General features: G+C 53.8%; 9 protein-coding genes. 2 read left to right on the top strand and 7 right to left on the bottom strand.

Annotated features, from left to right (window positions below):
* Positions 1-579: 579 nt before the first annotated feature.
* Genes H3001_RS17395 through H3001_RS17370 form a run of 6 tightly spaced genes read right to left on the bottom strand, consistent with a single transcriptional unit; the run spans position 580 to position 11,520 of the window.
* Entirely contained in the window at positions 580-6,396 is a 5,817-nt protein-coding gene (locus H3001_RS17395) for an N-6 DNA methylase (protein WP_004291462.1), read from the bottom strand.
* Positions 6,386-6,973 (bottom strand): DUF1896 domain-containing protein, encoded by a 588-nt coding sequence (locus H3001_RS17390; RefSeq protein ID WP_004291461.1) that lies wholly within the window; start codon positions 6,971-6,973, stop codon positions 6,386-6,388. The genes H3001_RS17395 and H3001_RS17390 overlap by 11 nt, the downstream gene beginning before the upstream one ends.
* Positions 6,974-7,000: 27 nt before the next feature.
* Positions 7,001-9,088, bottom strand: coding sequence for a type IA DNA topoisomerase (topB, locus tag H3001_RS17385; RefSeq protein WP_004291456.1), 2,088 nt, complete (start codon positions 9,086-9,088; stop codon positions 7,001-7,003).
* A gap of 60 nt (positions 9,089-9,148) precedes the next feature.
* Positions 9,149-10,720: a DUF3945 domain-containing protein gene (locus H3001_RS17380; RefSeq protein WP_004291455.1), complete on the bottom strand. Its 1,572-nt coding sequence runs from the start codon at positions 10,718-10,720 to the stop codon at positions 9,149-9,151.
* Positions 10,721-10,740: 20 nt separating this feature from the next.
* Positions 10,741-11,091 (bottom strand): helix-turn-helix domain-containing protein, encoded by a 351-nt coding sequence (locus tag H3001_RS17375; protein WP_004291454.1) that lies wholly within the window; start codon positions 11,089-11,091, stop codon positions 10,741-10,743.
* 3 nt (positions 11,092-11,094) lie between these two features.
* Positions 11,095-11,520, bottom strand: coding sequence for a helix-turn-helix domain-containing protein (locus tag H3001_RS17370; RefSeq protein ID WP_004291432.1), 426 nt, complete (start codon positions 11,518-11,520; stop codon positions 11,095-11,097).
* Between the two features lie 138 nt (positions 11,521-11,658).
* Between H3001_RS17370 and H3001_RS17365 the strand changes: the two genes are divergently transcribed.
* Both H3001_RS17365 and H3001_RS17360 read left to right on the top strand, forming a co-directional pair.
* The gene (locus H3001_RS17365) at positions 11,659-11,958 is read left to right on the top strand and encodes a helix-turn-helix domain-containing protein (protein ID WP_004291426.1); all 300 of its coding nucleotides are present in this window, start codon (positions 11,659-11,661) and stop codon (positions 11,956-11,958) included.
* A gap of 31 nt (positions 11,959-11,989) precedes the next feature.
* Complete coding sequence (locus H3001_RS17360) at positions 11,990-12,295, top strand: helix-turn-helix domain-containing protein (RefSeq protein WP_004291424.1); 306 nt, start codon at positions 11,990-11,992, stop codon at positions 12,293-12,295.
* 77 nt (positions 12,296-12,372) lie between these two features.
* On the opposite strand, the gene H3001_RS17355 is transcribed toward H3001_RS17360, so the two are convergent.
* A complete protein-coding gene (locus H3001_RS17355; protein ID WP_181215606.1) occupies positions 12,373-12,735 on the bottom strand; it encodes a RhuM protein in 363 nt (120 codons plus the stop codon).
* Positions 12,736-12,954: the final 219 nt, after the last annotated feature.

Raw genomic sequence — 12,954 nt, 5'->3', positions numbered from 1 at the left:
CTACAGGATTACTAACTCGTATTAATATGTATATTATTACTGCCGCATAACGATTACAAAATTACACAAAAAAATATATCTAACAAAAGTGGGAGGATTTTTTAACTTTTTACCATAGACATTTTATTAGGGAAGCGTAGGTTCAACTGGCAAGTACAAATAAGTAGAAATGTTTGAACAACACCGTTTTAGGAAGTTGAAAAATCAAGTTTCTCTCTCGGTATAGCGTTTATTTTGGCCAATATCTTCTTTAGTTTAGCATTTGTGTATTTCCCATTCGTGTTCTATTTAGCTCCTTATTATGAGTATGTAGCAAGTTACTTATCAAATTCAGCCTCTTTGAGGGTCAAATATGGTTTTGCAAATGGTGACTGACAAGACATAAACAAGGTCAGCAGGAATTTTTTACATAAATGGACATGAATGTATATAACCTAAAATAAGAATAAATTTTAATAAGGGCTGCCCAAAAAGAAAAAAATGCAGTTGCCATCCTATAGATACTTGCAGAAAGGATAAAATTTACTTTTAGACCTTTTGGGATAGCCCTTATTAATACTTCAGATAAAATTCCTTAGGTTATATTTTCAATCCTTTGGACCGGGTTTCCTCCTTGGCATACAGTCCCGGACGCCCGATTATGACATGGTTGGCAACGATACTATCCGCCGGACTGCGTATCTGCGGCGGTGCATTTTCGGGATATTGCGCCTGCCTGTTCCTCACATCTTCCGCTTCCGGCTTGAGCTGTTGCCCTTCATTCTCCTTTTCTGCGACTTCGGGCGTGGGTGGCGCAAGCTCCAGCTGAATTTTTCGGTCAAGGGCGGCAAGTTCGGACTTCAACTGCTTCAGCTCGTCCTCCTTCTTCCACACCTTACCCGCTATCTCCTGTAACTGCGGTATCTCCATCTCCAGCACCTCGTTCTTCGCCTTGTACTGGTCGATGATGGAGGGTATCCTCTCCATCGCGTTGAGGAAGTTGCGGGCGGCGGCCAACGGGTCAGCCATCGCCAGATGCCCGTTGTTGTAGGTGTACTTGTAGTTCCCCTCGACCACGAAGCGGTTGTCGGTGAACTCCAATCCCTCTTTGAGTATCCTTTCGCTCACCACCTTTATCGGAAAACCGTAAAGTTCACCGACCTGCGTGTACAACCCTCCGGTCGTGGCATTCTTGGCTATCTCCTGCAAACGCTTTCCGATGACCTTCTCATCGGCGGAATCCACTCCGTCCACCTTTATTATATTAAGGCGGTTGCCCTCCTTGTCGGTCTGCACCACCGACAGGAAGCGGTTCCAGTCCTCCGTCATGGCATCTATGAAAGCCGTGTTGTTGCGCAACTCGCCGGTCTTTGACTCCAGCTTGAACTCCGAATCACGCTTGCCCTTGTTGAACGACTTGCGTTCCCCTTCGAGCGATGCGATCCGCTTTTCCAGTTTCGCCTTGTCCAACAGGTCGGTATTGCCGGAGAGCAACGCCATGTATTCCGAGAAATTCATGCCCGATTTTTCGTCCATTGCCCCCTCGTCGATGGTACGCGCACCCATCGCACCGCTTTTGAGCTGGCTTATGAAAGTCTGCTTGCAGTGCAGGAGGTTGAACTTGTAGCTGTCCAGTGACTTCTCCACCGCGTAGATGATTACATCCACGTTGTTCCCGGCGAAATGTTTGGCAATCTCATTACCTGCCCTAACTCCGCGTCCGTCACGCTGTTGCAAGTCGGACGGTCGCCACGGCGTATCGAGATGATGGATAGCCACACACCGTTTCTGGGCGTTCACACCCGTTCCGAGCATAGAGGTAGAGCCGAACAGCACACGCACCGTCCCGGCGTTCATGGCGTCTATCACCGCCTTCCGCGCCTTGTCGGTCTTGCACTCCTGAATGAAGCGCACCTCGCTTGGCGGTATACCGTAGTCCTCCGTCAGTTTGCGCTTGATTTCCGAATAGACGTTCCACCCGTCGCCCGGCTGGTATGTCCCCAAATCAGAGAAAACGAACTGCGTGCCTTTCTGGGCGTCGTATTTTTGATAATACTCCGCGATCATCTTGGCACAGTGACTCGCTTTGTTGTCGGGATGATCTTCGTAATTCGGGTCTATCATGCGCATGTCGAGTGCCATTTTCCGGGCATAGTCCGTGGCGATGAGCATCTTCGCCTTTTCTTCCGTTTCCGAAAGCGGCAGCCTGCCCAACAAGGTGGCATCGCCCGTCTTGGCGAACTGCATCAGTTTCTGTATGAAGTCCTCCTGTTCCGGCGTGGGCGGTATATGGTGCAGTATCTCGTTCTTGGCAGGACGGTCAACGCCCACATCCTCCGCCGTGCGGTAGTCCGTGATTTCATTATAGAAGGCGGCAAGCTCCGGCACTTTGATGAAGTAGCGGAAACGCTCCTTCTGGACCACATTGTTCGTCACGTTAAATTCAAAATCCGTCGTCTTCTTGGCAAATATCGCCGCCCAAGCGTCGAAACACCTTATGTCCTGCCGTTCCAGCTCCTTCGGGCGCAGGTACTTGAACAGCAGGTACAATTCAGTCAGTGAGTTGCTGATAGTCGTGCCGGAGAGGAAGGTCGCACCCAAGTCTTTTCCTGTGCGCTCCTGTATGGTGCGTATGGCAAAGAGCATGTTAAGTGCCTTCTGGCTTCCCTCGCTGTTTCCCAATCCCGCCACACGGTCGTGGCGCGTGTTGAAAGTCAGATTCTTGAACTGGTGGCTCTCATCTATGAAGATGTGGTCGATGCCCATCTGCTTGAAATCCACCACGTCGTCCGTGCGTGACTTTATGGCGTGTTCCACCTTCTCCAGCTTCGCTTCAAGGTTGTGCTTGCGCTTCTCCAATCCTTTCAGCATCGCCCGCGACACGTTCTTTCCCTGCTGCCGTAGCACTTCGAGGTTTTCCTCCACCGTGTCAAGCTCTGCTTGCAGGATGCGCTGCTGCAATTCCGGCGACTGCGGTATCTTGCCGAACTGGTCGTGCGACATGATGACGCAATCGTAGTCGTTGTTCTTTATATTATTGAAGAAGCGCACACGGTTGGCGGTCGAAAAGTCCTTCTCCGAAGCGTACAGAATACGTGCGTTGGGATATGCCGCCTGATAGGTGGCTGCAATCTCCGCAACGTTGGCTTTCAGCCCGATAATCATCGGCTTGTGTGCCAAATTCAGACGCTTCATCTCATGCGCGGCGATGCACATTATCAGCGTCTTACCGGTTCCCACCTCGTGGTCGCAAATTCCGCCGCCGTTCTGTTTCAACATCCAGACGCAATCCATCTGTGAGGGATAGACGCTCTTGATACCCCGGCTTGCCAGCCCTTTCAGGTTGAGGTCGGGAAAGGTCTGATGGGAGCCGTCGTAGCGCGGGCGCACGAAACAGTTGAACTTGCGGTTATACATCGTCACAAGCCGCTCCTTGAACTGCGGCGACTGCTCTTCGAGCCATTCGGAGAAGCCGTTTCGTATCTCGTCAATCTTGGCGTTGGCGAGTTGTATTCCCTCGCTGTCGCGCATCTTGATGTCGTTGCCATGCTCGTCCTTGCCGATGGACTTCATCATGTCAGGGCAGGTGTTGTGCAGGGCGTGTTTTAGGAGGTGCATACCGTCATAGTTCCGGTAATACCCCTTCACCAGAAACTCGTCCGTGATTTTCATGGTGCGGTAGCCGCACACCACCGAAAACTCGTCCATGCTTGCGGAATAGGCGATTTTCACCTCCGTGTCGAACAGCCGGCTCATGTAGGCGGCATAGACACCCGTCGGAATCCAGCGTTCCCCGAAATTGAAGTCCAGATCCTCGAAGGCGATGCGCTGCGGCTCGGCATCTTTCAGAGCCTCCAACGCCTGCTTCACCTCCGGCATACGCTCATTTTCGGGATTGTCACCCATCCATGCCTCTATGCGTTCCGCTTTCTCTATGACATTTCCGGCGATGAAACGGTCTTTGATTTCGTAACCGGTCACGAGCGGATTGTAGTAGATGCGCCCTTGCAGGGCAGTGAGCAAATCCTCCGCCGTGCTGTCGGTTATCTCCCGCATATAGTCGAGATTGACCGTACCATATTTGTTGAGCGACGCAGACAGGGCTTCTTCGGGAGAGCCTACGTTGGCATGGCTCTCCACCGCGAAGGAAACAGGATGCTCGAAGATGTCCGCCTTGACGAACTTTCCGTTTTCCATCCGTTCCAGCGAAAGGATGTCGCGCCCGCCCGCATCCATCATCACTAACTTCACGTTCTGCTTGGCGTTGAGGTTGCCGTAGCGCATGACAAACTCATCGTAACAGGTATTCAGATGCTCTCGCCACGGAACATTTGCCTCGCGCCGGAGCGATTCATAACGGTACAGACGCTCGTAGGCGTCACGCAGCGACACATACAACAACGCCTTTTCCTTCTGGTATCCTTTCAGGTCGAGCGGCTGGAATGTCGCCCCGTATGGCGTGATGTCTTTCAGGTAGCCGATGTTATGACGCCCCCGGTCAGCCACCAGCGACCCTTCGCGCAGGTGCATCTCCGGCGTGCGGTGGTAGGCACGCGGAGAAAGGTCCACGACTTCCTCCTTCGGCTTTTCCGCTTCGATGTCGGGGAAAAGGAAAGTCCCCACCGCTTCCGATGGGGTATCTGTAACGGCAGGTGCGGCGACTGCCTCCGGCTGTGTTTCCTCCTGTCGTGGCTGCTCACGGGAAGTTTCCGGCACGGCTTTCACTTCCGTCTTTTCCGCCACTTGTTTCTCGTTATGCTGCCTTGCCAGTTCCCGAAGTTCTTTCCTACGCTCCGGCGTCAAACCCATCATCATTTCATAGAAACCGTTGATGGGAGGATTGGTATCCCAGTCCAGTGTGGCATAGATGTCGTCCGGGTCGGCAGGCTTGGCGGTGTTCTCCGCTTTCACCTCCTTATTCTCCATTGCGGGTTTTGCAGTTGGAGCTGTCGGTGTAACCGTGACTTTCGGTTTGGGCGGAGTGGACTTTGCCGTAACTGCCTTTTTCACCGTCTTTTTCTTTTTGGAGGTTTTCGGTTGGCTGACCTCTTCCGTCATCCCCCAGAGGTCAAGCAGGGTGAGCTGCACGCCTGCGGAATATTGCGGGCGCGGTTCTATCTCCGGCTTTTCATCTGCGGGTTGCGGCTTTTCTGTCGGAGTTTCCACCGTCTGCGCCGAGGATACTGTTTCCAATTTTATGGCAGGACGCTCTACTTTATTTTGAACGGCAACTTTTTCTTCCGTTCCTGCCTGCCGGATTGAACCCGAATACAAGCGCATGGCAAGCCTGTAATGGAAATCCTCGTCGAGCATACGGCGCAAATCCCCGGCGATGCCTGCTGCCTTGCCCTCGTGCAGATAAACCATAGCGGGCTTCCCGTAGGGGTCTGTGTCAAGTTTCGCCATCGTATGCACGATGCGTTCCGGGTGGTGGATGAAATAGGCGTTGTCGGTCAGGGCGGTTTTCGTGTCCGTCTGTATCACGGTCATCAGCCGCTCGTCCTGCGACATTTCCTTCTTGCTGAGGTTCTTTTGCAGGACAATCAGGTCACTGCCCACCTCCGTGCCCGCGTTGTCCGTGAACAGGTTGTTGGGCAGGCGTATCGCGGATACCAGATTGGCCTGACTGAACAGCTCGTTACGCACGGAGGTCTTGGTGCTATTCAATACCCCTTGCGAGGTGATGAACGCCACGATACCGCCGTCACGCACGGCATCCAGTCCTTTGAGAAAGAAATAGTTGTGGATGGTTTTCTGGGCGGAGCGTCTGCCGAAAGAGTCGCTCCGCTGAAACTCCGCGTCGAACACGGCAATGTCACCGAACGGAATGTTGGACACCGCCAAGTCGAAATAATTGTTGAACGGTCTTTCGATTTTCTCAAAACCGCAGGTGCGCATTTTCTGGTCGGGATAGAGATGCCTCAAGATTGTACCCGTGAGCAGATCCTTCTCGAAAGCCATCACATCCGCATTGGGGCTGTGCCGCAGCATGGAATCCACGAACACGCCGACACCTGCCGACGGTTCGAGCATACGGGCGGGGCGGACGCTGTAATCTGCCAGCACGTCCGCGATGGTGTCGGTTATCTCTTTGGGGGTGTAGAAAGCGGTCAGCACGGACGCTTTCAGCGAATCCACAAACCGCTTGTACTCTGTTTCGTCCTTGCTGTTCTCACGGATAAGCCTGTGCAGCTCCACCGTCGGGGCGAACAGTTCGAGGTCGGATTTCGCCCACCGGACGGCATCCGTCAGTTCCTTTGCAGGGTTGAGGATACATTTCAGACCGCCGAAACCGCAGTACCTTTGAAGTATGGCACGCTCTTCGGTTGTCGCTGTCCTATTTTCCCTGTCAAGGATGAATGCCGTCCGTATCGCCTCGATGTTGTCCCGCAGTTTCTGTTTGCGGTTAAACGCCATATTCGTCTAAGTAAAGGACGGTTGCTCCCGTCAGCTCCGTGTAGAGCAGGTCGTAATCGGAAGACAGGGCGAAATTGTCATCCGAGAGGTCATAGACGGAGAACACGTTGCCGACAAGCGGCAGCAGTTTCAGGACAAAGGCTTCACGCTTCTCTTCCGGCACTTCATCGGCAAACTCGTTTTCCACGACTTCGCGGAGGATGGCGTAACGGGAATAATGCAGCCCGCGCAGCAGCGTGTCCATCGCCAGTTCCTGCGCACCATCGGCGGGATAGCCTTCAAGCCGTGCCCTCTCATACGTTTCGGCGGCACGGTCGGCCCGTTCCCGTATGAAAGCGGTGTCGTCAGCCTGTTCAAACTTGTTCGTGCGGAGATAGTCCAGCAGGTACAGACCGTAATAGGAAAAGTCGGTCTGACCCTCGTTTTTCTTCTTGTTGTTCATTACTTTGGATTTAGCGGATTGATAATTAACGGGATAATCGGTTGGAAAAAGGAAGAAAAAGGCACTCGGTATCCCTCCGAGTGCCACCACTAAATCCAAAGTATGAGTGTAATCCGGTATCGAAGAACAATTCATTACTCTGAACAAGTGGCAAAGTTAATACTATTTCTTCCGTCCTGAAAATTTCTTGTCCTTTTTAGCCTCCGGGAACACAAAAGTCGTGTTATATTCCCCGTCAAAGGCGACAACAGCATCGAAACTCTTGCCCTGTTTGCTCTTGAACCCTTTGAGCAGCTTGGTATGCCCTTCGGTGAGCAGGTCTTTGATTTCATCGTCGGACAGGGTGCGTCCCGCTTTCAGCCGGAACACGGGCAGTCCGCACTCCGTGTTGTCGCAGCGTACCACCTTGCCGTAGAACCGCATCCTGCCCGTGCCACACTTGGGACACGCGCAGCCGGAGTCACGGCTGCCGAAGAGCTTGTCGCACGAGATCAGTTCGGAGGTTATCTCACGTGTGTACGCCTCTATCTCCTTGCGGAAGGTGTCGTCGGACAGTTCCCCGCGCTCGATACGCGCCAGCTCCTTTTCCCATTCGCCCGTCATGGCAACATCGGCGATGCGCATCGTCTTGACGACGGAATTGAGGGCAAGTCCTTTTTCGGTGGGAACAAGCGACTTCTTGCAGCGTTCCATGTAACCGCGCTTGAAAAGCGTTTCGATGATGGAGGCGCGTGTGGCGGGAGTACCGATGCCACAGTCCTTCATCGCCTGCCGCAGTGCGTCGTCCTCAATTTCCTTGCCCGCCGTTTCCATTGCCGAGAGCAGGGTGGCTTCGGTATGCAGCGGCTTGGGTTTGGTCTTTCCTTCGGTAATGGACGAGCCTTTCGGTGTCAGCGTGTCGCCTTCCTGCCAGCCGGGGATGGTAATTTCCTCTTTTTCCTCGCCATAGACGGCACGCCATCCGGTTTGCTTCACGACGCTGCCTTTTACGGTAAACTCCACTCCGGCACATTCCGCCGTGACAGTGGTCACATCCTTGACGCATTTCTCAGAGAATGCCTCGACCATGCGCCCGGCAATCATCTGATAGATGGTATTGTCCTCTTTGGAGAGGAAGAGCGGTTTCTCACCCGTGACGAGCAGGGCATGGTGGTCTGTCACCTTGCCGTCGTCCACGCTGCGGCGTGTCGGGGCGGCTTTTGCCCGCACCTTGTCTTTCCATTCGGGCTGTGTGCCGATGAAAGCGAGCAGTTTGGGAATTTCGGCAAACACGTCTTCGGGGATGTAGCGGCTTCCCGTTCTCGGATAGGTTATCAACTTCTTTTCGTAGAGTTTCTGCGCGATTTCAAGCGTCTGTTCCGCCGTGAAGCCGTGCTTGGCGTTGGCTTCTTTCTGGAGCGTGGTCAGGTCGTAGAGCAAGGGAGTTTCCTCCGTCTTCTCCTTGCGCTCGGCTTTCGTGACAGTGGCGCAACCTGCCGCCTTTACCTTATTATATAGTTCCATCGCCGGTTCTTTCTCTTTCCATTTCTCGGAGGATGAGAATTTCACGACTTCGCCGTCGCAACCGTCCGTTGCGATATGGAGCTGCCAGAATGCTTCGGACGTAAAGCGGCGGTTCTCCCAGTAGCGTTCACATACCATAGCCAACGTTGGTGTCTGCACCCGCCCCACGGAATACGTGCCGTGTCCGGCGGCGATGGATAACGCCTGTGTGCCGTTGATGCCCACGAGCCAGTCGGATTCGCTCCGCGCTTTGGCGGCGAGGTAGAGGTTGTCGTATTTGCTGCCGTCTTCGAGTTTCCGCAGTCCCTCGCGGATAGCTTTGTCGGTGAGAGAGCTGATCCACAGGCGCACGAAAGGAGTGGTGCAACCCGTATAGTGGTAGAGGTAGCGGAAGATAAGCTCTCCCTCGCGTCCGGCATCGGTCGCCACGATGATATGTTCGCTTGTGTCGAACAGTCTTTTGATGACTTTTATCTGCGACACCACGCCGCTGTCGGGCTTGTAACCTTTCTCCGTCCTGACCTGACGGGGGACGAGCGTGAATGTGTCGGGAATAATCGGGAGGTTGTCACGGACAAATCCGCGCACGCCGTAGCCGTCGGGCATGGCAAGCTGAACGAGGTGTCCGAATGCCCATGTCACGGCATAACCGCCTCCCTCGAAATATCCTTCCTCTCTCTTTGTCGCGCCCACGATGCGGGCGATTTCACGTGCCACGGAGGGCTTTTCTGCAATGATTGTCTTCATGTCTTCTTCTTTTTTGTTGATACTTTGGATTTTATTTTGGATTCAGTGGCGGACACGGGATTACATTTTCATGCCCTTGCCCGTTTTCTTCTGCGGCTTCTCCTGCTGCTGTTGCTGGCGGGCGTCCTTCGGGTTGGTCTGACCTTTCTGCAACGGCTCTCTCAGATTCTTTGTAGCCTCGTTGGTCTTGCCATCGTTGTTCACCGCCACCTGCGTGCGGCTCTCGTTGGACGGAGCAACCTGCTGTGCATTGTCAGGGTTCGTGTCGTAGCGGTACGGGCGTCCCTTCTCCGGGTTGAACTTGATATACATCGTGGCATGGAAGCCCTGCTTGTCGGTCACGTTCTCCAGCTTCACGGCTTTACCCGCCACATAGTCGGCTTTCTGCTGGTCGGTGAAGCTCACGCCGCTCCATTTGCTGATGGGGCGGATGCTGCCGTCCTCGTTCGTCCACGTGTTGCGGCGTTGCTCCTTCTTGGTCTGTGCGGCATTTTCCCCGCCCTGCGCCTGACTTTTCGATGTGTCGCCTTTGGTTTCCTGTGTCTGTGCGGTACGGGGCGACTTGCCGGTTCCCGGCACGAACTCCACGCCGCGCTGCTCCACGTTCACTTGCAGGGTGGTGACGAACTTTCTGCCGTCGTTGCGCTCGATGAGCTTGTCGCGTACGGGCAGTCCGGCGCGGAGCATGTCCCGCTCCTGCGTGGTGATTTCCGTCTTGCCGATGCGCTCCGGGATGCGCACCCTGCTTGCCGGAATGTCCGTGATTTCATTCGTCTTGCGGTCGATGCTGATGTAGGAGGGGATGATCTCGCCCGTTTCCCTGTCCACAATGTCCACGACCCTACCGAGATTGCCCGTTTCGCGGAGGTTCTTCCGGTCATTGTCGGAGAATTTGTGTTCCTTGTACTCATCCAGCTTCTGCTCCTTGCGGATGAAGTGCGGCACGAGGCTGATGTTTCCCTCACCGTCCTTCTTGAAGGAGAGGCGGGCGTCCAGCTCGAATGATTCGCCGCCGAAGGTCGGTTTGACCTTTACCAAGTCGGACTTGCCATAGTTGAGCATCTTCGTAAGGTCGCCGGACTTTTCAAGGTTGTCCCGCTTTACGCCCCATCTGTCCTCCAGCTCCTGCCAGTTGATTTTACTCTCGTCGATGGGCTGGTAGCCACGTTTGCCCTGCATCTGTTCGGATTTGTCCTGTTGCTGTTCTTTCCGTTGTTCCATGTTCTCCTGTTTTTGAGGTTCTTGTTTCTCTGTCTGTTGTGCTGCCATCTCTTCCTGCACCTTCTTCTCATAGTCGGAGGTGTCCACCTTGTGAGGGGCGAGCAGCTCCTTGTTCGCTTCGGGGTCTTTCAGCAGTTGCTTCATCACCTCTAAGAGATTTTCAGCTTGGTCTGCCGCAATGCGGTAGAAACCGAAGCGGCTGGGTTCCTTGCACTGCCGGAAGAAGTTCTTGAAGAAGTTGTCCAGCACGTCGCCATGTCGGTCGAATTGCAGGAAACTCTGCGCGTTCTCCGCTTTTGCGGGGGTGCGCTTGGGTGTGCCGTCCGCGTTCAGCCCGGCTACCACGCTGATCTCGCCTGTCTTCTCGTCACGGACTACCAGCACGTCCTTTTCGTCTTTTTTCTTTGCCATCTGAAAAATGTTTTAATGGGTTATTTATGAAAGAAATTATGGATACGAGCCTTGTAGAAGGCTATATCTTCCTTTTTGAAGTCCTTGATATGGTTGGAAAGGAATGTCAGCACGTCCTCCTCGCTGTAATAGGTCTTCTTGCCCAGCGTCTTGTAGGGCAATGCGCCTACGCTGCGGTAGCGTTGGAGGGTGCGTTTGCTTATCTGGAGCAACATGCACAAATCCTGATTGTCGAAAAGGCGGATGCTTTCCGTGATAGTGGGCTGTTTCCCCTCAGCCTTCATCGCCAGCAGCAGTTCGTCCTGACGGTCGAGCCGTTCCATCAGCTTCTGCATCCAGCCCTCGAAGTTGTTTCGTGTGAGCAGTTCCATGACCTATGTCCTCCTTCCTTTTGGTTTGCCGCCCGTGCGCAGCGTGTGGTTGTGGAACAGGGTGTCTATTGTCCCTTCCTCGTTCCTTACTGTGTTGTCCTCCAATAGCCGCAGTATCTCGGAAAGGCGGTAGCGGCAGCTTCCGCGTACCACCACATACTCGATACGGTGGTCGGTGCGCATACGCTGCATGGTGCGCTTGCTCACGTTGAGCATCTTCGCCGCCTGTGCCGTGTCAAGCAGCTTGTCTTCGGTTTCCCGCTTCCGTTTCTTCTCGTCCCTTGCCTCGCGGATATACCCTGCGATGTTCGCAATCTGCGCCATCATCTCCTTGTAGGCGGAACTTTCCATTGTTATCACTTTCATGTTCAGTCCTTTCTTTTTGTTTCTGCGACAAAATTCGGCAATAAACAAAAGGGGCTTTAACAACTCACTACGTGACTCACGTAAGATTTTTGCGGAAGATGGCTCCGTAACCCGGTCAAACGGCGCAACAGGCAGCCTTTCAGCGGAAAACGATACGTCTTGTATGCCGTTTCGTTACCTTTGCGGCAAACTCTAAATGACATGAATATGGAAATAGTATCTATCGAGAAAAAGACTTTCGAGATGATGGTGGCGGCATTCGGCGCACTCTCGGAGAAGGTCGCCGCCCTGAGGCGCAAAAGCGACACGGGGCGCATGGAAAGATGGCTCACGGGCGAGGAGGTCTGCGGGCAGTTGAGAATAAGCCCGCGCACGTTGCAGACGCTGCGTGACAGGCGGCTTATCGGCTACTCGCAGATAAACCGCAGGTTCTATTACAAGCCAGAGGAGGTGAAGCGGCTGATACCGCTTGTCGGCACGCTCTATCCGCACGGCAGATGATTTGATTTATTCACCCACTGAATCCGAAGTTATGATGAACGAGAACAACGATGTTTTTACGATGGAAGACGAGCCGATAGCCTCTGTGGTGCAGGATATGCGCAAAGGCTCGAAATGGCTGTCCGCATTTCTGGAAAGCTACCGTCCTCCGCTGGACGGGGAACGTTACCTGACGGACGGCGAGGTGTCGGAACTGCTCCGTGTGAGCCGGCGCACCTTGCAGGAATACCGCAACAACCGCGTGTTGCCCTTCATACTTTTGGGAGGGAAGGTGCTTTACCCGGAAACGGGGCTGCGCGGGGTACTGGAAGCGAACTACCGCAAGCCGCTGGAGTGAGGCGGTTTCATGAAAAAGTAAACGGGTGACACCTTTTGTGGTGCTACCCGTTTACTTGTCTTATGGGGTATGTGCAATCAGCAATACCCGGCTTTTCCGTTCTGTATGAACATCACGTATGTCTGCCGTTTCTCTTGTGAGAGTGCCTTTCCCACCAGCCATGTGCGGAACAGGTGGGTGTTGTAGGTATTCACCCTGAAAGCGACCGGGATGATGATTTCAAGGGCGTACACGTCCGCGTGCAGCCCGTTTTCAAGCTGCATGTAGCGGCACACCTCGTAGTCGTTCAGCACGTCCGACTTGCGGACGGCTCTGATGGAGGCGTTCACTGCCGGGACGGTCGTATGGAACAATCCGGCTATTTCGGTGGCGGTCATCCACACGTCGTTACCGGTTACGCTGACTGCCTTGTCCTCGATGATGATTGTGTCACGTTTCATGGCTTTTCTTTTTAGATGGTGCAACCTGCAAATTCCTCGACGCCGTTCAATCTTGCGGCAAGGTTCTCCATGTCCTGATTGAGCTTCTCTTTGGTTATCTGTAGGCTCGGCAAACAACGCCTTTCCGCTTTACAGCGGTAGGTTTTCGCTTACCTGCCCCCGAACCGTACTTACACGTCTCCATGTATACGGCTCTCCATCTGTAACATCATCTTACTT

Origin of the sequence: Phocaeicola faecicola (assembly GCF_013618865.1) — a bacterium.
GTDB classification, from domain to species: Bacteria; Bacteroidota; Bacteroidia; order Bacteroidales; family Bacteroidaceae; genus Phocaeicola; species Phocaeicola faecicola.
Note: the sequence above shows the minus strand (reverse complement) of the source record. Positions and strands in the feature narration are given on the sequence as shown.